The sequence below is a fragment of the Micromonospora sp. NPDC049102 genome (assembly GCF_043197485.1).
Classification (GTDB): domain Bacteria; phylum Actinomycetota; class Actinomycetes; order Mycobacteriales; family Micromonosporaceae; genus Micromonospora.
Genome location: NZ_JBICTE010000003.1, coordinates 113,807 through 137,001 on the forward strand (window position 1 = coordinate 113,807; position 23,195 = coordinate 137,001).

The 23,195-nt window shown below is 69.5% G+C and carries 20 protein-coding genes; 8 read left to right on the top strand and 12 right to left on the bottom strand.

Going from position 1 to position 23,195, the window contains the following annotated elements; translation table 11 throughout:
* Window positions 1–25 precede the first annotated feature (25 nt).
* Genes ACGFH9_RS05185 through ACGFH9_RS05205 form a run of 5 tightly spaced genes read right to left on the bottom strand, consistent with a single transcriptional unit; the run spans window position 26 to window position 5,617 of the window.
* Complete coding sequence (locus tag ACGFH9_RS05185; RefSeq protein WP_393215574.1) at window positions 26–781, bottom strand: ATP/GTP-binding protein; 756 nt, start codon at window positions 779–781, stop codon at window positions 26–28.
* Entirely contained in the window at window positions 759–1,244 is a 486-nt protein-coding gene (locus tag ACGFH9_RS05190; protein ID WP_393215577.1) for a DUF742 domain-containing protein, read from the bottom strand. The genes ACGFH9_RS05185 and ACGFH9_RS05190 overlap by 23 nt, the downstream gene beginning before the upstream one ends.
* Window positions 1,241–1,714: a roadblock/LC7 domain-containing protein gene (locus ACGFH9_RS05195; protein WP_355242461.1), complete on the bottom strand. Its 474-nt coding sequence runs from the start codon at window positions 1,712–1,714 to the stop codon at window positions 1,241–1,243. The genes ACGFH9_RS05190 and ACGFH9_RS05195 overlap by 4 nt, the downstream gene beginning before the upstream one ends.
* Window positions 1,711–4,458, bottom strand: coding sequence for a nitrate- and nitrite sensing domain-containing protein (locus ACGFH9_RS05200; protein WP_393215581.1), 2,748 nt, complete (start codon window positions 4,456–4,458; stop codon window positions 1,711–1,713). The genes ACGFH9_RS05195 and ACGFH9_RS05200 overlap by 4 nt, the downstream gene beginning before the upstream one ends.
* The gene (locus ACGFH9_RS05205) at window positions 4,445–5,617 is read right to left on the bottom strand and encodes a hypothetical protein (RefSeq protein ID WP_393215584.1); all 1,173 of its coding nucleotides are present in this window, start codon (window positions 5,615–5,617) and stop codon (window positions 4,445–4,447) included. The genes ACGFH9_RS05200 and ACGFH9_RS05205 overlap by 14 nt, the downstream gene beginning before the upstream one ends.
* 375 nt (window positions 5,618–5,992) lie before the next feature.
* On the opposite strand from ACGFH9_RS05205, the gene ACGFH9_RS05210 reads away from it, so the two are divergent.
* Window positions 5,993–8,857, top strand: coding sequence for an alpha/beta fold hydrolase (locus ACGFH9_RS05210; RefSeq protein ID WP_393215587.1), 2,865 nt, complete (start codon window positions 5,993–5,995; stop codon window positions 8,855–8,857).
* Window positions 8,857–9,753, top strand: coding sequence for an ABC transporter permease (locus tag ACGFH9_RS05215; protein ID WP_393215590.1), 897 nt, complete (start codon window positions 8,857–8,859; stop codon window positions 9,751–9,753). Before ACGFH9_RS05210 ends, ACGFH9_RS05215 begins: the two co-directional genes overlap by 1 nt.
* Here ACGFH9_RS05215 and ACGFH9_RS05220 read toward each other — a convergent pair.
* From ACGFH9_RS05220 to ACGFH9_RS05235, 4 genes are all read right to left on the bottom strand, one after another.
* Window positions 9,743–10,351 (bottom strand): DUF4232 domain-containing protein, encoded by a 609-nt coding sequence (locus ACGFH9_RS05220; protein ID WP_393215593.1) that lies wholly within the window; start codon window positions 10,349–10,351, stop codon window positions 9,743–9,745. The two genes, ACGFH9_RS05215 and ACGFH9_RS05220, sit on opposite strands and share 11 nt — an antisense overlap.
* Window positions 10,352–10,677: 326 nt before the next feature.
* Complete coding sequence (locus ACGFH9_RS05225; RefSeq protein WP_393215596.1) at window positions 10,678–12,243, bottom strand: plasmid pRiA4b ORF-3 family protein; 1,566 nt, start codon at window positions 12,241–12,243, stop codon at window positions 10,678–10,680.
* Between the two features lie 12 nt (window positions 12,244–12,255).
* Complete coding sequence (locus tag ACGFH9_RS05230; protein WP_393215599.1) at window positions 12,256–12,525, bottom strand: hypothetical protein; 270 nt, start codon at window positions 12,523–12,525, stop codon at window positions 12,256–12,258.
* A gap of 214 nt (window positions 12,526–12,739) precedes the next feature.
* Window positions 12,740–13,294, bottom strand: a complete 555-nt coding sequence (locus ACGFH9_RS05235) for a hypothetical protein (protein ID WP_393215602.1) — start codon at window positions 13,292–13,294, stop codon at window positions 12,740–12,742.
* Between the two features lie 252 nt (window positions 13,295–13,546).
* On the opposite strand from ACGFH9_RS05235, the gene ACGFH9_RS05240 reads away from it, so the two are divergent.
* On the top strand, window positions 13,547–13,780 hold the full coding sequence (locus ACGFH9_RS05240) for a winged helix-turn-helix domain-containing protein (RefSeq protein WP_393215974.1): 234 nt from the start codon (window positions 13,547–13,549) through the stop codon (window positions 13,778–13,780).
* 6 nt (window positions 13,781–13,786) lie between these two features.
* On the opposite strand, the gene ACGFH9_RS05245 is transcribed toward ACGFH9_RS05240, so the two are convergent.
* Together ACGFH9_RS05245 and ACGFH9_RS05250 are read right to left on the bottom strand one after the other, a co-directional pair.
* Window positions 13,787–14,368, bottom strand: coding sequence for a hypothetical protein (locus ACGFH9_RS05245; protein ID WP_393215606.1), 582 nt, complete (start codon window positions 14,366–14,368; stop codon window positions 13,787–13,789).
* Window positions 14,365–15,006, bottom strand: coding sequence for a hypothetical protein (locus ACGFH9_RS05250; protein ID WP_393215609.1), 642 nt, complete (start codon window positions 15,004–15,006; stop codon window positions 14,365–14,367). The genes ACGFH9_RS05245 and ACGFH9_RS05250 overlap by 4 nt, the downstream gene beginning before the upstream one ends.
* Between ACGFH9_RS05250 and ACGFH9_RS05255 the strand changes: the two genes are divergently transcribed.
* Complete coding sequence (locus ACGFH9_RS05255; protein WP_393215612.1) at window positions 15,005–15,565, top strand: hypothetical protein; 561 nt, start codon at window positions 15,005–15,007, stop codon at window positions 15,563–15,565. The two genes, ACGFH9_RS05250 and ACGFH9_RS05255, sit on opposite strands and share 2 nt — an antisense overlap.
* Window positions 15,566–15,628: 63 nt before the next feature.
* Here the strand turns inward: ACGFH9_RS05255 and ACGFH9_RS05260 are convergent, their stop codons facing one another.
* Window positions 15,629–15,892 (bottom strand): hypothetical protein, encoded by a 264-nt coding sequence (locus ACGFH9_RS05260; protein ID WP_124772308.1) that lies wholly within the window; start codon window positions 15,890–15,892, stop codon window positions 15,629–15,631.
* Between the two features lie 215 nt (window positions 15,893–16,107).
* Here ACGFH9_RS05260 and ACGFH9_RS05265 point away from each other — a divergent pair, with 215 nt between their 5' ends.
* From ACGFH9_RS05265 to ACGFH9_RS05280, 4 genes are all read left to right on the top strand, one after another.
* Complete coding sequence (locus ACGFH9_RS05265; protein ID WP_393215616.1) at window positions 16,108–17,646, top strand: N-6 DNA methylase; 1,539 nt, start codon at window positions 16,108–16,110, stop codon at window positions 17,644–17,646.
* A complete protein-coding gene (locus tag ACGFH9_RS05270; RefSeq protein WP_393215619.1) occupies window positions 17,643–18,821 on the top strand; it encodes a restriction endonuclease subunit S in 1,179 nt (392 codons plus the stop codon). Before ACGFH9_RS05265 ends, ACGFH9_RS05270 begins: the two co-directional genes overlap by 4 nt.
* Window positions 18,822–18,867: 46 nt before the next feature.
* Window positions 18,868–22,284, top strand: coding sequence for a DEAD/DEAH box helicase family protein (locus tag ACGFH9_RS05275; RefSeq protein ID WP_393215622.1), 3,417 nt, complete (start codon window positions 18,868–18,870; stop codon window positions 22,282–22,284).
* A gap of 280 nt (window positions 22,285–22,564) precedes the next feature.
* Window positions 22,565–23,014 carry a DoxX family protein gene (locus ACGFH9_RS05280; RefSeq protein ID WP_393215625.1) on the top strand — a complete coding sequence of 150 codons (450 nt, stop codon included), beginning with the start codon at window positions 22,565–22,567 and terminating at the stop codon, window positions 23,012–23,014.
* Window positions 23,015–23,195 lie beyond the last annotated feature (181 nt).

Below are 23,195 nucleotides of genomic sequence, written 5' to 3' on the forward strand. Positions count from 1 at the left end.
CCCGCCACGGCCGGAGCCGGTCGGCTCAGGCCTTCCTCTCCCGGGTGGCCCGGTCCAGCGCGCGGTCCAGGACGACCAGCAGGGCGTCCCGCACCGAAAGCCGGTCCCGGGCGTCGAACTGCACCAGGGGCACGTGGTCACCGATCGCCAGCGCCCAGCGGATCTCCCCGAGTTCCAGTGCCAGCCGCCCGTCGAACGCGTTGACCCCCACCACGAACGGCAACCCCGCCCGCTCGAAGAAGTCGATCGCCGGGAAGCAGTCGTCCAGTCGTGCGCTGTCGACCACCACGAGCGCACCGAGCGCGCCCCGAGCCAGGTCGTCCCACATGAAGCCGAACCGGGACTGCCCCGGAGTGCCGAACAGGTAGAGCTTCAGGCTGCGGTCGATGGTCACACAGCCGAAGTCCATCGCCACCGTGGTGGTGGTCTTGGTCGACCGTATGCCCGGATCGTCCACGCCGATGCCGGCGCTGGTCATCTCGGCCTCGGTGGTCAGCGGCGCGATCTCGGAGATCGCTCCGACGGTGGTGGTCTTGCCCACCCCGAAACCACCCGCGATGAGGATCTTGACCGGCACGGGCGGAGCCGCCGGCGGCCGGTTGATCGGTCCGGTGTCGGCCGGCGGCCGGTACGGCGGCGGCGGGCCGGTCGGCGACTGCGGGCCGACGCGCCCGGACACCGGAGCCGCGCCCGATGCCGTGCCGTAGCGGGCGGTGGCGCTGTTGCCGGCGAGACCCCCGATCGGGACGCCCGGCCATTCAGGAGATCGCACGAAGTCCATCAATCACTCGCAGGATGAGGTCGGGGTCGAGGGCGTCGTTCGCGTCGGTTGCGTGCACGTCCAGGTGCCCGGCGGCCCGCAGGTCGCCCACCAGCACCCGGGTCACGCCGAATTGCAGCCGGGTCCGGGCGGAGAGTTCGGCCACCGAGATCGGGTCGGCGCAGAGCGCGATGATCGCCTGGAGCTCCGGTGCCAGCAGGCCGACGGGCGAGCCGGTCCAGCGGGTGCCGTCCCGGCGCAGGGTCACCTGTGTCTCCAGCCCGATCGCCGGATCCGCGCCGGCCACCCGTCCGGCGGTGAGCACGAACGGCCGCAGGCCGGTCGGGACGCCGTCGTCGGGTTCCGGCTCCGGCGCCGCCGGCACGCCGCCCCCACCCGGGTGCGGCGCGCGCAGGTAGGGGCGGATCCGTACCCCGGGCTCCGGGTCCGGGTCCGGGTCCTCGCCAGCGACGTCGGGAGTCACTGCTGGACGGCGTTCTTCAGCTCGGCGATCAGTCGCGGGGTGAGCGCGCCACCGGCCCGCCCGGCGAAGAGGGTCATCTCGTACGCGACGGTGCCCAGGTTCGCCGAGCGGTCGGCGACGACGCCGAGCACGGAACCGCTGCTGATGGCGCTGATCAGCAGATATCCGTCGGCCATGTCGACGATCACCCGGTTGAGGCCGCCGAGCGCGTACCAGCTGGCTGCGCCTCCGGCGAGGCTGGTCATTCCGGAGACCACGGCGGCCAGGCGCTCCGCGTTGGAGCGGTCCTTGATGGCCGACATGGCCATCAACAGCCCGTCCGAGGAGACCGCGATCGCCTCCAGCACTCCGGCAGTGCTGGATGTGAAGGAGTCCAGCAGCCAGTTGAACGTGCGGGCCTCGGGGCTGAGGTCCCCGGTGGTGCCCGGCTGGGTCTGGTCGACGTTGTCGTGCAGGAAGGGGCTGGTCACCGTGATGATCCTTCTTCGTTCCGACGATCTGGGCTGACTTCGCGGAGAGCGCGGGCGACGCCCGCCTCGAACTCGGTGATGAGGGCGCGCACCTCGGCCGGGTCGCCGAGCTGCGGGCTGGTCGGTCGGTGTGGCGGCGAGACCGTCAGGTTCGCCCCGGGCACCCGGCGGCTCAGCCGGGGCCGGCTGTGGGCGGTTCCGCCCGTGTCCGCCACGGCAGGGCCGAGGCCTCCGGGGGTGGCGGGCAGGTCGACGGTAGCGCTGGGATCGGCCGCCGTGTGCCCCGCGCTGGCGGGCGGCTCGGTGACCGTCCGCATCGACCAGTGTTCGGCAGGGCGGCCGGCGGCCGGTGCCACGCTCGACTCGGCCCGGCGTACGCCGGACTGGAAGGCCTCGACCAGCGCGCGGGCAGCGTCCGGGTCGGCGCTGGTGGCGTCGACCGGTCGGGTGGGCGCGGCGGTGGCGGGAAGGCTGGCGCCGGGCACCCGCTGCCGGACGCGGGGAGTGGCGGACGTTCCCGCCGTGGCGGTGCTCTGTCCGACGGGGGTGGGCTGCGGCGTCGTGGGCGCGGTCGTGGCGGGGTCGGCCGACTCCCGAGCGCCGAAGGCGTCCCAGGACTCGCCGGACTCCAGGCTACGGGTGGCCCGGCTGAGCAGGTCCGTGTCGAAGCCGGCCGGCGCGGCGGCGGTCGGTGTGGCGAAGGCCGGTTCGGCGACGGCCGGTGTGGCGGAGGCCGGTTCGGCGACGGCCGGTGTGGCGGAGGCCGGTTCGGCGACGGCCGGTGCCGCGACGGCTCCTCGGGCGCGGGCTCCTCGGGCGGAGTCGAGAGCCGGCCGTCGGCCCCGGTCCGGTACCGCGGCCCGGGCGACCGTCGCCCCGGCACGGTCGGCGCGACGCAGCACCAGCGACGCCTGGGGGATCTCGACCTGCGCCGTCACCCCGCCACCCACGGTGGCGGTGAGGCTCACCTCCCAGCCGTGCCGGCGGGCCAGCCGGCCCACCACGAAGAGGCCGAGCACCTCGGTCGGCGCGAGGTCGAGACGTTCACGCCGGGTGAGCCGCGCGTTCTCCTCGGCGAGCCGCTGTTCGCTCATGCCGATGCCGTGGTCCACCACGGTGATCCGGGCGCCCCGACCGGCGGTCTCGCCGGCCACGAGGACCCGGGTGTGCGGCGGGGAGAAGACCGTCGCGTTCTCCATCAGCTCGGCGAGCGCCAGGACGAGGTCGCCGACGATGGCCGGTGCGGCGGCGACGCCCGCCGGCACCTGCACCTCGACGCGGGTGTAGTCCTCGATCTCACCGAGCGCCAGCCGGACCACGTCGGCCAGCGGCACGGGCGCGGTGTGTGCGTCGGCACCGGCCGAGCCGGAGAGCACCACGAGGCTGCCGGCGTTGCGCCGCAGCCGGCTGGAGATGTGGTCGAGCCGGTACAGGTGCTCCAGCCGGCCCGCGTCGGCCTCCTGCTGCTCCAGCCGGTCGATGAGCGCGAGTTGCCGGCTCACCAGGTTCTGGGTACGCCGTCCGACGTGCCCGAACATCTGCGCCACGTTGCGCCGACCGGCGACCTGCCGCTCCACGAGTTGGGCCGCCGTGTTCTGCACCCGGTCGAATGCCCGGGCCAGTTCACCGATCTCGTCGCTGGACCGGATGACCACCGGTTCCAACCGGACCGGCTGGACGCGCTCCGTCTCGTCGTCGGTGACCCGGACCAGCTCCGCCTCCGCGACCCGGGCGACCCGGTCGGCGGAGCGGGTGAGCTGGGTCAGCGGTCGGGCCACCGTACGCGCCACCGCCGCGCTGAGCAGCACCACCAGTGCCAGGATCAGGGCCGCTGCCGCGCCCACCAGGTACGCGGCGGTGAGCGCCCGACGCTGGTCGGCCTTCACCTCGGCGAGGACATCGGCGACGATCTTCTTCTCGACGAACTGGCCGAGCCGGATCATCGTGCGGACGGCCGGGAAGAGCGCCTCCATCGGCACGTCGCGGACCGCGCCGACCGGGTCCCGGGCGCTGGTGATCAGGAAGTCGGGGCTGGTACGGGCGGCCACCGCGGCGTCGTTGAGCTGAGCCACCTTGAGCTGTTCGGGAGTGATCAGGCTGCGGAAGCGCGCGTTGTCGACCTGGAGTGCGGCGATGCACGCGACGTAGCCGGCGGTGGTGTCCGGAGTACCGATCGCCTTGACCAGGATGCTCAGGGTGGCGCAGGCGCCGATGCCCTCGTCCGCGCGCAGCAGCCCGTCCAGGGCGAGCACCTGGCGGCCGGGCAACGTCTCGGTGTCCACGCTGAAGACCAGCCGGAGCGACCCGATCAACTCTCTGTTGACCGGCCCGAAGGCGTCCATGACCTGGCCCGGGTTCGCGGTTCGGGCCAGCACCCCCCGGCGCAGGTCGACGAGCCTGGACACCCCGTTGAGCGCGTGGTCGACCTGCTCGGTCATCGCGTCGCCGCCGTCGGCCCGCAGATCGGCCACCCGGTCGTCGACGTCGGCCGCCTTGCGGGTCACGTCGGAGCGTTCGACCTGGCCGAGGAGGAAGCCGATCGACAGGATGCGCTCCTGCTGAAGGTCCTGCACGAGGCTGCCGACCCGGCTGGCGAGCCGTACCTGGTCGGTGATGTCGGCGGCGCGTTGCGCGGCGGCCACCCGGTCGAGCACCACGGGCACCGCGAGGCCGACCATGCTCAGCAGGGGAATCACCACGAGCAGCGCGAGCTTCCCGCGGATCCGGAGCCTAGCGAGCAGCATCGAAGGGCCCCCACTGCTCGGCGACCGGCTCGTGGGTCGCGCCCACCGGTTGCAGCGCCCGGGTGACGGTCGCGGCGGGCGGCTGCCAGGGGTCGCCGGGCGGCGGGGCGACCGGGCTCGCGACCTCCGGGGTGGCGACCCGCCGACCTGCCCGCCGACCGGCGGCGACCAGCAGCCAGGCGAGCCAGGCCAGGAGCAGCGCGGCCACCGTGCCCGCCCCGACGGCCAGCCACCGGTCCCGGGTCAGTCCGTCGATCCGTTCGGTGAGCAGGGTGTCCAGTTCACCGAGGATGACGGGCTGAAGCTGCCGTGCGGCGTTGCGCGAGTTGAGCGCGGTGGCCCCCAGTTGGCCCTGGTCGACCGTGCCGGACGCGCTCGGCGTCGAGTACAGGGCCAGCGCCTCCACCGACCGCTGGTAGGCGTCGAGCGGGGTCAGCACGTTGGCCCCCAGGTCGGTGCTCTCCGAGTTGTCCACGGCGGAGCGCAGGTTGTCGACCACGTCGGTCGCGGGCGACAGGGCGGACACCCGCAGCCCGGTCAGCTCCATGAGGGTGCGGGGCCGCGCGGCGGCCGGTCGCCGGCCGGCGAGCGTGCCCAGGTCGGCGAGCCGACCGGCGGCCACCACCGCCTCGGGCAGTTCCTGGCCGGCGCTGTCCTGCAGGAAGAACGAGTCGGCACCGGGGTCACGGATCAGCCCCGAGCTCTCCCGGACCTTGCGGTGCAGGGCGAGCAGCAGGTCGGTGACCTCGCCGTACGCGGTGTAGGCGGCTTCCGGGTCGGCGGGGCTGCGATCACGCAGCGCCTCCACTTTGGCCCGCAGGCCGGCCCACCGTTCCTGCGTGCGCAGTTCTCCGCCGATGCGCGCGTCCACCGCGGCGGCCTGCTCGACCGCGCGGGTCAGGGGCTCGCCGGGGACGGGGCGGCCGGCGACGGCACTGGTCTGGGCCTCCACCAGCGTCTCGGTGACCGGGGCCAGGGCGCGTAGGTACTCCACGCCGAGTCGTTCCCGCTCGGCCAGGCTCCGGTCGTCGGCGGTGTGTCGCCAGGTGGACGCGAAGAGCGTGCCGACCGGCGCGAGCAGCGCGACGATGAGCAGCAGAGGCAGCGAGCGGCCGAGCATGGACGTTCGTCGACGGGCCCGCGGCGCGGGGACTGTCATGGTGTGTCTCCTCCGGCGTCGGGCGGGGGATCGGCGCGGTGTCGGGGTCGCCGACAAGTCCCGTCCACCGGACCGGAAAACTAACCGAACCCCCAGGCGAGCCGGTCGGTTGCGGCGAGTCAGGTTTGCGTCAGTTCGAGCGATGTCACCGTTCGTCAGGGTTCCGGGCACGCTCTGTCCGATTCCCAGGTGTGACATGAAGGGATCGAGGGGGATATCCGCGAAAGATCGGAATTCACGCGATCCGAACTCAACTCACTGGCCCGCCATGGAGGATGCTCGGTCGCGCCGGGTCGGATCACCGATCGGGGCAACCGGACGGACGTACGGCGGATCTCAGCCAACGCTCAGGCTGCGAGCCGTACCGTGTGCCGCATGAGATCGCCGTCGCCGGCCGCGTGGTTCCGGCGTGCCCTGCCCACCCGCCGTCGCGTGATCGCCGCGGCGGTGGTCGTCGTGCTGCTGGTGGTCGCCGTCACCTGGGCGGTGTGGCCGCAGGGATCGGGCGTCCGTACCCAGAGCGCGATGCTCACCGTCCGCTCCGGACCGTCCGGTGACCAGCCCGTGGACCTGGACACGACCCTCTACCTCCCGCCCGGCGCGTCGTCCGGTCGGAAGGTTCCCGCGGTCCTGCTCGCGCACGGTTTCGGCGGCACCAAGGAGTCGGTGCGCTCGGACGCCGAGGAGTTCGCCGGACGCGGGTACGCGGTGCTCACCTGGACCGCGCGGGGTTTCGGCCGCAGCGGCGGCGAGATCCATCTGGACAATCCGGACTACGAGGTGCGCGACGCCGAGCGGCTGCTGGACTGGCTGGCCGCCCGGCCCGAGGTGCGTACCGATGCCCCCGGCGACCCGAAGGTCGGCGTGGTCGGCGGCTCGTACGGTGGCGGGCTCGCCCTGTTGCTGGCCGCCCAGGACCGCCGGGTGGACGCGATCGTCCCCATGATCACCTGGAACGACCTGTCCCGCGCCTTCCTGCCGGAGAGCACCGGCGGCGCGCCGACCGAGGGTGTGTTCAAGAAGGGCTGGGCCGGTCTCTTCTTCGGTGGGGGCGGCAACGTGGGCAGCGGCCCGGCCGGGCTCTCCGGTACGACCGCCGCCCAGCCCGAAGGAGCGCCCGCGTCCGCCGGCCCACCGAGCCCGGGGCCGGGCTCCGGCCCTGGAACCGCGCCCGGTGGCCTCCCGGCCGGCGCCGCGGACCCGTCCTGCGGGCGGTTCGCCGCCGACGTCTGTGCCGCGTACCTGCGGATCGCCACCACCGGCCGGGCCGACCAGGCGGCCGTGGACGTGCTGCGCCGCTCCAGCCCGGCGGGTGTGCTGGACCGGATCAAGGCACCCACCCTGCTGGTGCAGGGCGAGGCGGACACGCTCTTTCCCCTCGGCGAGGCGGACGCGAACGCCAAGGGCATCGCCGCCGCCGGCACCCCGGTGCGGGTCGCCTGGTTCACCGGCGGGCACGACGGCGGCACCGGCCCCCGTTCGGACTCGGACCGGGTGAAGTTCCTGACCGTCCAGTGGCTCGACCACTACGTCAAGGGCGAGGGCGACGCGCCCGGCGACGACTTCACCTGGTCCCGGATCGCCGGCTTCGACGCGCTCGACCGGGGTCTGGTCGCCACCGGCTTCCGCCGCGCCGACTACCCGGGCCTCGCCGGCAACGCCCGCCGGGAGGTGGCGGTCGCCGGTCCGGCGCAGCCGATCGCGAACCCGCCGAGCGGCAACCCGGCCGCCATCTCCTCGATTCCGTTCGCCGGTGGCCTCGCGTCGCTGCTCGACGGGGTGGCCGGCGACATCCCCGGCCAGCACGCCCGCTTCGAGTCGGCGCCGCTGACCGAGGCCGTGGACGTGGCCGGCGCGCCCACCGTGACCGTGCGGGCCGCCTCGCCGACCGGTGCGGCGGTACTCTTCGTCAAGCTCTACGACGTCGACAAGGACGGGGCCGCCACCCTGCCGAACGGGCTGGTCGCCCCGATCCGGCTCACCGGTCTGCCGCAGCGGGTGCAGGATGCCCGCCCGGTCACCGTGACGCTGCCCGGGATCGTCCGCCGGGTCGAGGCGGGGCACCGGCTGCGCCTGGTGGTCGCCAGCTCCGACCAGGCGTACACCACGCCCGCCGCGCCCACCGTCTACACGGTGGCCGCGGACGGCGCGGTCACCCTGCCGACCGTCGACGGCGAGCCCATCCCCACCGCGGCGACCGTCTGGCGCTGGGTGCTCGCCGGTCTCCTCGCCGCCATCGTGCTCGGGCTCGTCGTGGTCGTCGCCGTGGTTCGCCGCCGACACCGTCGCCAGGACCGGTCGGTGCATCCGGAGTACGCGGACACGCCGCTGGCCGTGCGGGCGCTGCGCAAGGAGTACGCGGACGGCTTCGTGGCGGTGTCGAACGTGGACTTCGAGGTGCACCCGGGTCAGGTGGTGGGCCTGCTGGGGCCCAACGGCGCGGGTAAGACCACCACCCTGCGGGTGCTGATGGGGCTGACCCAGCCGACCGCCGGGGAGATCTACGTCTTCGGTCGTCGGCTGGTACCCGGCTCGCCCGTGCTGTCGAGGATCGGCGCGCTGGTGGAGGGGCCCGGGTTCCTGCCGCACCTCTCCGGCCTGGCCAACCTCAGGGCGTACTGGCGGGCCACCGGGCGGCCGGCCGAGGACGCGCACTTCGACCAGGCGTTGGAGATCGCCGGGCTCGGTGACTCGGTGCACCGGAAGATCAAGAACTACAGCCACGGCATGCGTCAGCGGCTCGCCATCGCCCAGGCCATGCTCGGTCTCCCCGAGCTGCTGGTGCTGGACGAGCCGACCGACGGGCTGGACCCGCCGCAGATCGCCGAGATGCGCCGGGTGCTCCAGCGGTACGCCACCGACGGGCGTGCGGTGCTGGTCTCCAGTCACCTGCTGGCCGAGGTGGAGCAGACCTGCACGCACGCGGTGGTGGTCAACAAGGGCCGGATCGTGGCCTCCGGGCCGGTCCAGGAGATCGTGGGCGAGTCGCCGAGCGTCCTGTTCGACGTCACCGATCCGGAGGCGGCTCGGGCGGTGCTGGACCGGCTGCACGGCGTACGGGTGCTGCCGGAGAGCGACGGGCAGCTCGTCGTCGACACCAACGGCACGGCTCGCAGCGAGGTGGTGGCCGAGCTGGTACGCGCCGGGATCGGAGTGGACCGGGTGGTGCCCCGGCGGCGCCTGGAGGACGCGTTCCTCGCCCTGGTGGGCGAGAACTCTCGGGGAAGCGGTGACCGGTGATGGCTGGATCTTCCGTCGAAGCGCCGGTGGGCGTCACCGATCCGGCCGGCGCGGCCCTCGGCTACCGGCCGTCGGCCACCATGCCCTTCGGGGCGGAGTTCCGCCGGCAGGCGTCCCGGCGGCGAACCCAGCTCGCGCTCGGGTTCATGGTGCTGCTGCCGCTGATCATCCTGATCGCCTTCCAGTTCAACTCCGGTGGCGACGACGACAACGGCAACAACGAGTTCGCCAGCCTTGTCGACCTGGCCACCTCGGGCGGGCTCAACTTCACCCTCTTCTCGATCTTCGTGTCGGCGTCGTTCCTGCTGGTCGTCGTCGTCGCGCTGTTCTGCGGCGACACGGTGGCCAGCGAGGCGAGCTGGGGGAGCCTGCGCTACCTGCTGGCCATCCCGGTGCCCCGGGCACGACTGCTGACGGTGAAGCTGGTGGTCGCGCTCGCGTACTCGGGTCTGGCCCTGGTGCTGCTGGCCGGCACCGCCCTGCTCGCGGGCACCCTGCGCTACGGCTGGTCGCCGCTGCGCAGCACTGTGGCCGCCGAGCTGGAGCCGGGCGAGGGGTTGCTCCGGTTGCTCGCGGTGCTCGGCTACCTGGCGGTCGTACTCCTGGTGGTGGCCGGCCTGGCGTTCCTGCTGTCGGTGACGACGGACGCCGCGCTGGGCGCGGTCGGCGGCGCGGTCCTGCTCTGGATCCTGTCCAGCATCCTGGACCAGATCACCGCCCTGGGCGCGCTGCGGGACTTCCTGCCCACCCACTTCAGCACCGCCTGGCTGGGGTTGCTCTCCACGCCGGTGCAGACCGACGACGTGGTACGCGGCTGCATCTCGGCGATCAGCTACGCGACGCTGTTCTGGGGGCTGGCGTTCTGGCGCTTCACCCGCAAGGACATCACGTCGTAGGTTCGCGCCAGGCGCTGACCCCGATCCGGCCGGTGTTGCCCACGTCGATCGGGCCGTGCGGGTCGACCTCCTCGGCCGGCTGACCGGCGGCGGGTGCCACCGTCAGATACGTCCCGTCGGTGGCCACCACCGTCGAGTCGGTGACCAGGTTGCGCCAGACGACGGTGGCGACGGCCCGCTCGCCTCTTTGCAGCGTGATCGGCTGCGGTGGCTGGTCGAAGCCCGACGTGATGTCCTTCGCCCCGTTCACCACGCCCAGGATGATCGGCTTGCGCTGCTCGTCGAGCACCCAGATCGCCGGATACCCGTTGAGCCGGTAGGGGCGCTCACCGCAGTTGACCAGCTCGACGCCGAGGGCGCGCAGCCCCATCGCCGCGTCCCCGCCGGTCGATCGGATCCGGACGCCGGACGTCGGGCACTCGGCCAGCGGGGCGCTGCTCGCCGACTGGCCCGCGTCGGGCGCGGTCGTGGCCCTGGGCGGCGGGCCGGTGGGGTCGCCGCCCTGCCCCTCGTGGTCGCGGGGGACACAGGCGCTGAGCGCGAGAACCAGCGCGGCCGCCGCACCGATCCGTCGCCCGATGGTGTCGCGGCAGATCATCCCTCGATCCTCGCCCACCGGTGCGGCCGACCGCTGCCCGGCCTTGTCGCCGCTCGCCAGATCGGTGAAGTGGGGCCTTCCCGGCTAGCCGGATGCCACCACATCGCCGACCCCGGAGTGGATCACCCGCCCGACCCGCGCTTCGGCCGCAGTGGCGGATATTCCGCCAGCGCCAGCGGGACAGGATCTGCCCGATGTTCTGCACCGAGGTCCCGTACAGCTCGGCCATCTGAGCCTGAGTCAGCCAGACCGTCCCCTTGGTCGCCCGAAGCTGGACGACCAAGTTGCCGTCGTCGGCGCGGTAGAGGATCAGCTCGCCAGCAGGATCAGTCATCCGTGGCTCCTTCGGTGAGGGCTCGGGTGATCCCGGTGGCGTCGAACCGGGCGGGCTGGAAGTCGGCGGCTGAGGCGAGGCCGAGCCATTCCAGTCGGTCACCGTGTTCGGGATGGCCGGGATCGCTCAACACCTCGACAAGTTCCGCGTAGCCCCAGACGCCGCCACAGTCCTCCGGCGGGGCCGCCCGCCGCCCGCCCGTGCAGCGGGGATACTCGACCGGTTGTCGGTCCAGCATCTTCTCCACGGCGATCTCGTGTGTCCAGTTGTCGCCGAGGTCGTACGTGTACCTGAGCCGGTCACCGACGCCGGGCGCGACCTGTTCCAGGGTGACGGGGGCTTCGGAGCGGTAGCCCAACTCCCGGTCGGCGACCCCGAAGTCGCCGTAGGGGGTTTCGAAGACGTGCAGGTGGGCGTCGTCCCAGCCGAAGGCCACCTGGATGATGTGGTGCAGGTCGGCCAGGCTCGTGTCGGCGGGCAGTTCCAGACGCCGCCAGATCGGGGGCTTCGCCTCCCGCAGACTCACCTTGATTTGGTAGATGGGCGCGGCTGGGCCGGATTTTCTCCGCTTGGCGGGCAGCTTCCGCCCGGCGCTACGCCGTCGTGCGCGCGTTTGGACCTGCTGCGCTTGCCCGGCGATCTGGGCGATGATGTCCAGCAGTTCGAGGGTGGTCTGAATGGTGTCGGCGTCGTGCTCGGCGGGTGGGCGCGTCGGCTCGGGCAGCGTCCTGATCCGGGCTCGCAGCAGCAGCGCGAGCAGGTGGTAGCTCAGCCCGTCCTCATCCTCGTCGTCGAAATCGTCGTCGAACTCCGCGGGGTCGCGTTCCTGGTCGTGGTCTGCGCGGGCGTCGAGGGCTCGTTCGACCTGCCACCGAAACTCGGCCGGGTCCAACAGTTCCTCGGCGATCGTCACACCGGCGCGGCGGCCGTTCTGCTGGATGGTGCCGACAACCTCGTCCAGGGCATCGGCGGGAAAGAACACGATGTCGGCGGCCGCGTCACAGTGAAGGTGGTCGACGTGGACGACGAACCCGTACGAGCGCCCCGCCCGCTCGAAGGCGCAGACGAGCATGGAGGCGCTGCCAGCCGGGTCGGCAAACCGCCGACATGGGCCGACCCGCACGGGCTGGCGTAGCTCACTGGCCCAACTCGGCGCTGTGACGCCCGCGTCCATCAGACGCTGGGCGGCGGCCGCTGCGACGGTGCCCTCCCGGACGGCGTCGATCGCGAGCAGTACGGCGAGCGCCTCCGGCGTGCCGATCTCGGCGACGGCCGGCAGCATGCCATCGTTGAGCGCCTCGGTGAAGTCCTCGCCAGCAAGATCACCGGCGGACAGGAAATTCGCGGCAAACAGCTCGGCCTCGACGGGATCGTCCGTCTTGGTCAGGTGTGCACCCTCGCCGACCAGGTCGACGATGAAGCTCTGCGGGTCGAAGTCAGCGCCCGAACACGCCGGGCAGTCGCACTGTTCGACCTCGGTGAGCTGGGCACGACGAACGACCTGCTGCCCGGACCGGCTGGGCTTGGCACGCTTACGGCGGCGACTTTCGGGGCTCATCCGAGCATGTTTTCACGGCCGCTCGGGTGGGGCTTCACACAACTCGCCGGGGTGGTCGGCGGGCAGCGCGCAGCGTGCACCGCCGGGTAGGCGGTTGTCGCACCAGACGCGGGTACGCAGGAACTGCCGGTCCTCCTCGCTGAGCGTCGTCTCGCCGAAGTCGATGGCGAGCACATGGCCGAGGGAGCGGCGCAGCGCCATGGCCAGCGCCGCAGCGTCGTCGACCCGGTGCAGGGTGGTCGGCAGGTGGATGATCCAGTGCGGTTCGGTCACCGGGACCACCGGTTGTTCGGTGCGGTCGAGACGGCGCGGACGAGCTGGGGAAGCAGTAGCCGGATGGGCTGGTAGATCACGGTGGACCGCCTTCCGTTCGATGCTGGTTGCGGGCGGCGCCGGGGCGGGCGGGGTCGGCCGGCACGCCCGCGCGTGACGTACCGGCCGGAGCCCAGCACCCACCCCGGGCCCTTTCCTTCCCACGCAGGTCCGCGGGCAGGTTTCAGGTGGTGGCGGGTTCCGCGCCGGACAACCCGCCGGTGTACGACGTGAGCGCGGCGACCGCCGCGGAAAGGCTCTCGGTCATCAGCCCGAGCTGGTCGGCAGCCCGGTGCCACTGCCCGGCCGCAGTCTCGGTCGCCGGGTCGTGGGTCGAGTCGTGCTGGTCGGTGTCGAGGAGTTGCTGCCCAGCAGTGGTGATCCGGGCCGGGAGCGCGCCGATCCGGGTGGCCGCACCGGCCAACTGGTCCCGGACGGTGTCCAGCACCTCGACCAGAGCGCCGATGGTGGCCCGACCCTGATGGCCGGCGTCAGCGCGGAGCAGGTGAACGCCGTCACTGAGCTGCCGTTCCGCGTCGCCGGCCAGGTCGAGCGCATCCTCGCCGCTGCGTCGCGCCAACCGGATCGCCGGGTGGGCGCAACCCGCCCCGGTCCGTTCCAGCAGCACGGCGGCGGCAGCGACGGCGAGGTACGTCTCGCGCAGCTCCGCCGTCACCTGCTCCACGGACCAGATCGCGCTCGCCGCCGGCACTTCCGTCTCGGTCTCCGACACGGTCACGGGTGGACTCCTCTCGTGGGGTTACGGGGGTGCCGGGGCAGCGCCACAACCAGCCCAGCTCGGGTTCTGGACCACCTTTGAGCGCTGCCCCGGAGGGCCGGGACGGTTGCCCGGGAAGCGGAACCCCCGGCTGCCGAGCGAGGAGTCCCACGTGCGTCACGTTAGTTGACGTACTTACCTAAGTCAACGACGGTGTTGTAGGAGAAGAGGTTCCGTGATCAGATGGTGGTGCCGAGCGAGGAGTACCACCTGATGGCCAATCGAACCGCTGACTACGTCCGTGTCGTCGAGACGATCACCGCGCAGATCCGTGCTGGCGAACTCAAGCCGGGAGAGAAGCTCCCGACCTACGCGCAGCTTGCCGACCAGTTTGACGTCAGCGTCTCAACTGCTCAGGCGGCACTTCGTATCCTGCGCGACCGAGGGCTCGTTGAGGGTCACCAGGGCAAGGGCACCTACGTCGCGGGAAGCCCGGAAACACCGTAGATCACGTCAGATGGTGCGAAGGTAACCGCGCAGGTTGTCCTTCGACAGCCGCAACAGGGTGCAGGCTTCCTCAACCGACCTGCGTGCACCGGTCAATTGCCCGTTGATCTGCTGTAAGACCGTCGGACTCGCCCCCATGAGCACCGTCATCAGCCAGGCGTGGTTGTTGCCGATCCGGTCTATCACTCCGCGCAGCGCATCGTGATTGCGCTCGACCAGGGCAATGACCTGTTCGATCTCCATGGCCATACTGCTGACGCTGACGCTGACGCTCTCGCCGCTGCCCGCCAACCGTGCGCGGCGACGTTCCTTAACCGTGTCGAAGGCTGCCGTCACCACTGCTTTGGCCACCGCACCTGAAGCCGCCCCCAGCACGAGCCCGGAGCCGGCCAGAACGGTTGCGGGGACCGCTACCCCTTGCCGGGCGACTGCCGTCGCCGCCGCAAGGCCAACGACAGCACCGCCCCACTCGCTGAGCTTTTCGACGAGCTTGCCGAGTCCTTCCTTCGGTGCCTCATAGCGCAGGCTGCGAAGGTAGCCGTCCTGCCGACGAGAGCCGTTGCGGTAGCCGCGCCGTCGGTAGCTCACAGCACAGCAACGGGGTCCAGGAACGCGCACTGGGTAGCGATCATCATCGGGAGATTCATCGCCACCTCTCTCGCAACGCTCTCGGCGGTGAGGCCGATCGGTGCCTCACCCTCGTTCAACTCCTCGTCGTCTGCCCTCGCAAAGTAGGAGCAGGCATCCCAGAGGTTGGGGTGGACGAAAGAGAAGGCCCACATCACGTATGCGTCGTTCTGTACGGCGACCAGCGGGCGGTTGTGGTGGCCCATCCGGTGGAAGTGGGGTTCCTCGGGCGTGGTGCCCATGCCTTCGGCGGCGGGGAAGAGGCGGTAGCGCCGGAACAGGTCCTCCAACGGACCCTCCGGGTCGAACTCCAGCAGCAGCCCTCGGCCGATCAGGCTGTCGACCAGGCGTTCGGCCTCCGGCTGCGGCGTGGGTGCGGTCAGTAGGGTCTGGACCAGGGCGGCACGGTCGACGCGGAGCTTGGAGTGCCCTTCCACGTCGAGGAACGCGGCACCGTAGACGCCGACCTCGTCTTCGCTGAGTTCGAGCATGTCGCTGCCGAGATGGACTTCCCACGACTCGGGCGTCGGATCGGCGGGACGCACGTACCGGTGCTGCGGCCCAAGGCTGAAGCCCACCGGGATGATGACGCGAGGCATGAGGAGTCCCTTCGGCGTTGCGAACGTCGCCGACCCTACCGAAATCCGTACCCTCAGTCAGCCCGGGAACAACCCGCAGTTACCTGCCGGCGTCGCGGTCAGGAGCAGGTGCAATGCGAAGGAAGGCGGCCTGAAGATGATCAAGCCTGAGCTGATCCATTACGTCCGGACGATGATCCGGGGCGACTACGCTGCCAACGAGTCCGTCGGTGCCCGGCTCGACGCCGAGGGCTGGGACGGGTTTCCTCGGTTCCTTGCCGCCTTGTTCTTCGTCGCCGTCGACCGTCGATTCGGCGAGACCGCAGACCGGCTGGGCGTCATCAAGTTCGTCGCAGACCTGCGCGTCCAGTATGACGGTGGCCCTGAGATTCGAGCTGAAGACGCCGAATCGTTGATCCTCGCCACCATCGACCCGTCGCTTGACTATGCGATCAGCCAGGAGATGATCGGACGGATCCAGGCGGCGACGGTCCAGAGAATCCTCACCGACGAGGCTCTCGCCGACGCCGAGTTGGAGGCGCTGCTCGCGGACGCAGGCCGACTCACGTCGCGGAGCTGAGCGGAGTACCACCTGCATGGGCAGCGGCGCGCTGACGACCGGCACCCGGAATCGGGGCGGAGGTCAGCCGAGAACGTTCATGTAGTTGCGTGCGGCCTGCGAACTCCCCTGGAGCAGGGTCATCGCCTCGACGAGGCGTTGCTTGCTCTGCTCGCCGCGCGCGATGGCCTCGGCGATGGTCGGGTGCCCGGTGCCAGCCGCCACGGCGCGTAGCCGGGCCAGCGTCTGCTCGGTCGCCTCGATGGCCGCGCGGATCTGCTGCTGGGTGCTGTTGCCCTGCTCGGCGGCCTGCGCGAGTGCGGCCTTGACTTCCTCGATGCTCGCCATGTGGCCCCTCCGGCTGGCAGGCGAGACATTCTCGCTCCGCGTGTTGGGCCGGACACTATCGGACACTGCCGACTCGCCGCTGCCCCAAAAAATCGCCACAGTCGGCAAGGCGACACCGCGTCGAAGACGCCGAGCGGCGGGTTCCCGGGATCAGCGGGTGCGTCGTAGCCTTACGGGCTCAGCCGAGACGTATCGAGATGGTGGGACAACGCTTCGTGATCACTGGGGAACTGAAAAGCAAGGTCGACCGGATCTGGGACAGCTTCTGGTCGGGCGGCATCTCCAACCCGCTTGAGGTGATCGAGCAGATCACCTACCTGCTGTTCATCCGTCGACTGGACGACCTGCACACCCTCGCGCTCAACAAGGCGGCTCGGACCGGCACGCCAATCGAACGGCCCATCTTTCCGTCCGGCAGCGACGCCAAGGACAAGCCGTACGAGGAGTTGCGCTGGTCGCGGTTCAAGAACGCGGACGCCGCCGCAATGTTCGTGACCGTGGGCGAGCACGTCTTCCCGTTCCTGCGCACGCTCGGCGGCGACGGCTCGACGTACTCAACACATATGAAGGACGCCCGCTTCACCATCCCCAACGCTGCGCTGCTGTCCCGGGTCGTCGACATGCTCGACGGCATCCCGATGGAGGACCGCGACACCAAGGGTGACCTGTACGAGTACCTGCTTAGCAAGATCGCCACGGCTGGCCACAACGGACAGTTCCGCACGCCCCGGCACATCATCCGGCTGATGGTGGAGATGGTCGCCCCCGGCCCGGACGACACCATCTGTGACCCAGCCTGCGGCAGCGCCGGCTTCCTCATGGAGGCCAGCGAGTACGTCCGCCGAGAGCACGAATACCTGTTCCACGAGCCGAAGCGCAACGAGCACTTCCACCACAGGATGTTCCACGGCTTCGACTTCGACAGCACAATGCTGCGGGTCGGCAGCATGAACATGCTCCTGCACGGCGTGGAGAACCCGGTCATCGAATACCGTGACTCGCTCGCGCAGAGTGTCGCCGACGAGGCTGAGAAGTACTCCGTCATCCTGGCCAACCCGCCCTTCGCCGGCAGCATCGACTACGACAGCACCGCGAGGGACCTGACCCAGGTCGTCAAGACCAAGAAGACGGAACTACTCTTCCTGATCCTGTTCCTGCGGCTGCTCAAGCCGGGTGGCCAGGCGGCGGTGATCGTGCCCGATGGGGTGCTCTTCGGGTCGAGCAAGGCGCACAAGGAGATCCGCCGCATGCTGGTGGACGACCACAAGCTCGACGCGGTGGTCAAGCTCCCCGGAGGCGTCTTCAAGCCGTACGCGGGCGTGTCCACGGCGGTGCTCTTCTTCACCAAGACCAACAGCGGTGGCACCGACAACGTCTGGTTCTACGAGGTGACCGCCGACGGCTGGAGCCTTGACGACAAGCGCACCCCGCTGCTGCCGGAAGACAAGCTCGGCGCACGTCCGGAGGCCGAGCTCACCGAAGCCGACCACGCCAAGAACAACCTGCCGGACGTGCTGGCTCGCTGGTCGCAGCGCAACAATGACGAGCTGAAGCGCGCACGAACCGAACAGAGCTTCTGCGTGCCCAAAGACGACATCGTCGCCCAGGACTACGACCTCAGCCTCAACCGCTACAAGGAGGTCGCGCACGAAGAGGTCGAGCACCGAGCTCCGCTAGAAATCCTCGCGGACCTCGAACGCCTCGAATCCGAGATTCAGCAGGGCATGTCCGACCTGAAGGCGATGCTCAAATGAGCCGCCCGGCGAGCATTCCACTTCGGGATCTGTTGACTGAGGTGAAGCCCGGGTATGCCTGTGGTGAGGAGGCCGGAGATGGCATCCTGCAGATCCGCATGAACAACGTGACCCGCGATGGTCAGCTCGACCTGTCGAAAAAGCGATTGGTTCCGCGTCAGTCTGAGCGCATGGAGAAATTCTCACTGCGCCCCGGCGATGTCCTATTCAACGCTACGAACAGCCCCGACCTTGTTGGTAAGACTGCCTTGTTCGCCCAGTCAACCGAGGCGGTTTTTAGTAATCACTTCTACCGATTGCGGGTTGATCACACCAAGGTGCTACCTGGCTACTTGGCGCGCTGGTTGCAAATGCAATTTAGGCGTGGGGTGTTCAAGTCGATGTGCCAACAGTGGGTGAATCAGGCCACCGTTAATCGAGACGCCCTGCTGCGATTAGACTTTCCAGTCCCTGCGCTTCCACAGCAGCGCAGGATCAACGATGTGTTGGACTGCATGGACAAGCTGCGCGCCGAGCGGCGGCAAGCCTTGGCTATGCTCGACGAGCTTGAGCGGTCTACTTTTCTGCAAATGTTTGGCGATATCAGAGAAAATAACAAACGGCTGACGGTGGCACGTCTCGGGAATCTGACGGATGTCGGCACTGGAAGTACTCCGCCGCGTAGCGTGGCCACAAACTACGGAGGAAAAATACCTTGGGTTAAGACAGCAGAAGTCCGCGGCTCTAGGATCATGGATACGGAAGAGAAAATCACCGATTCAGGACGGGTCGGTGCCAAATCTCACGTCTTTCCGGCGGATTCGATAGTTGTGGCCATGTACGGGCAGGGCGCAACTAGAGGACGGAGTGCCGTTCTGGGCGTTCCAGCTGCGACGAATCAGGCTTGCGCCGTGCTCTTGCCGAGTCCGAACTTCGAAACAGAATTTATGTTTGTCCAGCTTAAGCTTTCCTATGAGCGGTTGCGGATGCTGGCGCGTGGTGGGAATCAGGCAAACCTGAACCTCAAGATGGTTAGCGAGTTCGAGGTCTTGTTGCCGCCGCTCTCGCAGCAGCGAAAGTTCGTCGCGGTTTCGAAGGAGATCGAAAAGCTCCGTGCCGGCGCTCATTCCGGCTCGATTGAGCTGGATGCGCTCTTCGCGTCGCTTCAGGACAAAGCCTTTCGCGGGGAGCTTTGATGTGTGATGATCGAGGGCTGTCCACGTGCTGGGGGGATCTTCGTCGATGAGTAACTTCGTGTTTCTGCGCGCCGAGTGGCCGGACCTCTTCGCCGAGGCCGAGCAGGCGGAGCTGAATGCGGTGGTCAACCCGCGTACCGCCTGCTTCTATGCCCGCCGGTGCCTGGAACACGCGGTGAAGTGGCTCTATCGTGCCGATCAGACGCTGCGGAAGCCGAACGACACTCGGCTGATCGGCCTGATCAGCGAGCCGACGATGAGGAGCCTGGCCGGGGCAACCTTGATCGCCAAGATGCAGATCATTCGCATCAAGGGCAATGCGGCGGTACATGACAAGGGCCAGGTGCCCAAGCCGGACGGCGAGCAGGTCGTCCGCGAGCTGTTCCACCTGACGTACTGGCTTGCTCGTCGTTACACCCGGGACGCTGCCAACGTACCCCCGGATGCTCTTGCCTTCGACCCGGCGTTGGTTCCCACCGCGACCGGCGTGCGGCAGCAGAGCCGCGCGGAGGTCCGCGCGTTGGACGAGCGGCTGGCCGCCCGGGATGCCGCCCTGGCTGCGGCGGAGGCCGACAACGCCGACCTGGACGCGCAGGTCGCCGCCCTGCGTGCGCAGATCGCGGCGGCCAAGGCCGCGAACGCGGCCCGGCCGGACGGACACGACTACGACGAGCAGGAGACCCGCGACCGCTACATCGACGTGCTGCTCGCCGAGGCGGGTTGGCGGCTCGACCAGGCGCGGGACCGGGAGTTTCCGGTCACCGGGTTGCCGCACGGGTCGGGCAACGGGCGGGTCGACTATGTGCTGTGGGGTGAGGATGACAAGCCCTTGGCCCTGATCGAGGCGAAGCGCACCCGCCGTGACCCGCTCACCGGTCAGCAGCAGGCCAAGAACTACGCCGACGCCCTCGAAGCGGCGTACGGGCAGCGGCCGGTCATCTTCTACACCAACGGCTACGAGACCTGGCTCTGGGACGACGCCTGCTATCCGCCCCGGCCGGTGCAGGGCTTCTACACCCGCGATGAGCTGCAACTGCTCGTGCAGCGGCGCACGACCCGGCGGCGGCTCGCCGAGCTGACCATCGACGGCGGGATCGTCGAGCGGCACTACCAGCAGCGGGCAATCCGGTTGATCTCCGAAGCGTTCGAGGTCGACTGGCAGCGCAAGGCGTTGGTGGTGATGGCCACCGGGGCGGGTAAGACCCGCACCGTCATCGCGTTGGTCGACTTGCTGATGCGGGCCAACTGGGTCAAGCGGGTGCTGTTTCTCGCCGACCGGGTGGCCCTGGTCAACCAGGCCGCCAACGCTTTCGGCGCACACCTGCCCGACGTGACCACCGTCAACCTGACCGAGGACAAGGTCGGCGAGGGTCGGGTGTACGTCTCGACGTACCCGACCATGCTGGGCCTGATCAACCAGACCGACGGCGAACTGCGCCGCTTCGGGCCGGGGCACTTCGACCTCATCGTCATCGACGAGGCGCACCGGTCGGTCTACCAGAAGTACCGAACGATCTTCTCCTACTTCGACGCGCTGCTCGTCGGGCTGACCGCCACCCCCAAGGACGAGGTCGACCGCAACACCTACGGCCTCTTCGACCTGGTCGACGGCGTCCCCACCGACGCTTACACCCTGGAGGAGGCCGTCGCCGAGGGATATCTGGTGCCGCCCCGGGTGGTCGCGGTAGACCTGCGGATCCAGCGCTCCGGGCTGCGCTACGACGAGTTGACCGAGCAGCAGAAGGACGACTGGGACGCCCTGGAGTGGGGCGACGACGTCGACGTGCCCGACGAGGTGAGCGCCGAGGCGGTCAACAAGTGGTTCTTCAACGCCGACACAGTGGACAGAGTCCTCGAATACCTGATGACCCGAGGTCACCGGGTGGCTGGTGGTGACCGGATCGGCAAGACGATCATCTTCGCGAAGAACAACGAGCACGCGAAGTTCATCGCCAAGCGCTTCGACGCCAACTATCCGCACTACCGCGGCGACTTCGCCCGGATCATCACCCACCGGGTGGAGCGCGCGCAGGGCCTGATCGACACCTTCTCGCTCTCCGAGAAACAGCCGCACATCGCCATCTCCGTCGACATGCTCGACACCGGCATCGACGTCCCCGACGTCGTCAACCTGGTGTTCTTCAAGATCGTTCGGTCGAAGACGAAGTTCGCCCAGATGCTCGGCCGGGGCACCCGCCTCCGGCTCGACCTGTATGCCCCCGGCATCCACAAGAAGGACTTCTTCGTATTCGACTTCTGCGGCAACTTCGAGTATTTCAGCCAGGACCCGACCACCACCGAGGGCTCGCTCAGCCCATCACTCACCGAACGGATCTTCAAGGCCAAGGTCGAGCTGGTCAGCCAGCTCGACCAGCATCGACCCGCCGACGCCGCCGACAGCGACGCATCCGACGGTACGCAGAGCGAAGCCGGGCTGCGCTGGGACATCGCCCGGGACCTGCACGGGCGGATCCAGGGCATGCGCCTGGACAACGTGGTGGTGCGCCCGCAGCGTCGCCTCGTCGAGTACTACGTCGACCTCGCCAACTGGCACCGGTTGTCGCCCGAGGCGTCCGCCCAGCTCGTCGGTGGCCTCGCCGGCCTGCCCAGCGAAGTCCGCGACGACGGCGAGGAGGCAAAGCGCTTCGACCTGTTGATCCTGCGGATGCAACTCGGTCTGCTGGTGCCCGACAGTCGGTTCAACCGGCACCGCACCGAGGTCCAGGAGATCGCCTCGGCGCTGCTGGAGCAGACCACCATCCCGATGATCCAGCAACGGGCCCAACTGCTCGACGAGGTGGCCGGCGACGAGTGGTGGCAGGACGTCACGCTGCCCCTGCTTGAACTGGCTCGGCGCCGGATGCGCGACCTGGTCCGACTGGTGCCGAAGGCGCGTCGCACCCTCGTCTTCACCAACTTCGCCGACGAGATCGACCAGGAGGTCGAGCTGCCGTTCAGTGGTGTGACCGTCGGCACCGACCTGGAACGCTTCCGCGCGAAGATGCGCGTCTACCTGCGCACCCACGAGGATCACGTGGCCGTGCAGAAGCTGCGCCGCAACCGCCAACTCTCCGGCACCGACCTCGCCGAGCTGGAACGGATGCTCGGCGAGAGCGGCGTCGGCGACAAGCAGGACATCGACCAAGCCCGGCGATCCTCCGAGGGCCTTGGCCTGTTCATCCGTTCCCTGGTCGGTCTCGACCGCGAGGCGGCCCGGGACGCGTTCAGCGAGTTCCTCGTCGACCGGAACCTCAACGCCGCCCAGCTCGACTTCATCAACCTGATCGTCAACGACCTGACCATGAACGGCGTGATGGAACCGGGTCGCCTCTACGAGTCCCCGTTCAACGGTGTCGCCCCGCGCGGTCCCGAAGCGCTCTTCTCCAACCCCGACGCCGACCGGATGGTCTCGATCCTCCGCTCGATCAAGAACAACGCCATCTCGACGAGCGAGGTGGCGTAGCGACCGGGTCACCGCACCGGGTGGCAGCCGCTTGCCCCACATTCGGGGCAGCTCGACAGGGTGTACGGGCACCCACGCCGGCCGGTACGTTGAGGGCTCGGGAGCGCTCCCTATGCGCGAGATTCACTGGAGTGTCGGTCAAATCAGGGCAAAGTCGCAACTCCAGCACTGCGCTCTGGGTGCTCCCGCCGGGGATTTTCCCACTAGCAAGGAATTTATTAACATCTATGCCTTGAGGCCCCACCATGGAAGAGATCTGTTCCCTTCGATGGAGGTCTCCATGAACGTCTCTCGGCTCGGCGGGCCGACCCTGTCCCTGTTCCGCATCGTGGTCGGACTGCTGTTCACGCTGCACGGCCTCTCCTCGGTCTTCGGGTTGTTCGGCGGCAACCCGATGACCGGCAAGGCGGTGCCGCTCGGCACCTGGCCGGGCTGGTGGGCCGCCCTCATCCAGCTCCTCTGCGGCGCGCTGGTGCTGGTCGGGCTCTTCAGCCGGCCCGCCGCGCTCCTCGCGTCCGGCTCGATGGCGTACGCCTACTTCGTCGTGCACCAGCCGGACGATCTGCTGCCGCTGCGTAACGGCGGTGAGCTGGCAGTCCTCTTCTGCTGGTCGTTCCTGCTGGTCGCGACGCTCGGCTCGGGCCCGTGGGCGCTCGACGCGCTGCTCTTACGGCGTCGCGCCGACGCGCCGACGCCGTCGATGGTCGAGCCCAGCCCGGTGAACGCCTGACCGCACCCGTGACGCGCGTCGCCGGAGCTTCGGCGAATCGGCTTCGGCGACGTGCTTGTCACCCCCGCCAGTCCTACGACCAGGTCGGGGATCTTCGGTCGCGTGCGCAGCTGCTCGCAAGGATCCGCCGTCGTTAGCGCGCTCACGGATAAGGATTTCACACTTACAAGTTTGACGGCGT

What these genes read in the sequence shown, in the direction of transcription:
- ACGFH9_RS05270 (WP_393215619.1), top strand. Translation starts at nt 17,643, where the DNA reads ATGAGCCGCCCGGCGAGCATTCCACTTCGGGATCTGTTGACTGAGGTG.
- ACGFH9_RS05215 (WP_393215590.1), top strand. Translation starts at nt 8,857, where the DNA reads ATGGCTGGATCTTCCGTCGAAGCGCCGGTGGGCGTCACCGATCCGGCC.
- ACGFH9_RS05185 (WP_393215574.1), bottom strand. Translation starts at nt 781, where the DNA reads ATGGACTTCGTGCGATCTCCTGAATGGCCGGGCGTCCCGATCGGGGGT.
- ACGFH9_RS05225 (WP_393215596.1), bottom strand. Translation starts at nt 12,243, where the DNA reads ATGAGCCCCGAAAGTCGCCGCCGTAAGCGTGCCAAGCCCAGCCGGTCC.
- ACGFH9_RS05220 (WP_393215593.1), bottom strand. Translation starts at nt 10,351, where the DNA reads ATGATCTGCCGCGACACCATCGGGCGACGGATCGGTGCGGCGGCCGCG.
- ACGFH9_RS05275 (WP_393215622.1), top strand. Translation starts at nt 18,868, where the DNA reads ATGAGTAACTTCGTGTTTCTGCGCGCCGAGTGGCCGGACCTCTTCGCC.
- ACGFH9_RS05280 (WP_393215625.1), top strand. Translation starts at nt 22,565, where the DNA reads ATGAACGTCTCTCGGCTCGGCGGGCCGACCCTGTCCCTGTTCCGCATC.
- ACGFH9_RS05250 (WP_393215609.1), bottom strand. Translation starts at nt 15,006, where the DNA reads ATGCCTCGCGTCATCATCCCGGTGGGCTTCAGCCTTGGGCCGCAGCAC.
- ACGFH9_RS05240 (WP_393215974.1), top strand. Translation starts at nt 13,547, where the DNA reads ATGGCCAATCGAACCGCTGACTACGTCCGTGTCGTCGAGACGATCACC.
- ACGFH9_RS05255 (WP_393215612.1), top strand. Translation starts at nt 15,005, where the DNA reads ATGAGGAGTCCCTTCGGCGTTGCGAACGTCGCCGACCCTACCGAAATC.
- ACGFH9_RS05260 (WP_124772308.1), bottom strand. Translation starts at nt 15,892, where the DNA reads ATGGCGAGCATCGAGGAAGTCAAGGCCGCACTCGCGCAGGCCGCCGAG.
- ACGFH9_RS05205 (WP_393215584.1), bottom strand. Translation starts at nt 5,617, where the DNA reads ATGACAGTCCCCGCGCCGCGGGCCCGTCGACGAACGTCCATGCTCGGC.
- ACGFH9_RS05210 (WP_393215587.1), top strand. Translation starts at nt 5,993, where the DNA reads ATGAGATCGCCGTCGCCGGCCGCGTGGTTCCGGCGTGCCCTGCCCACC.
- ACGFH9_RS05200 (WP_393215581.1), bottom strand. Translation starts at nt 4,458, where the DNA reads ATGCTGCTCGCTAGGCTCCGGATCCGCGGGAAGCTCGCGCTGCTCGTG.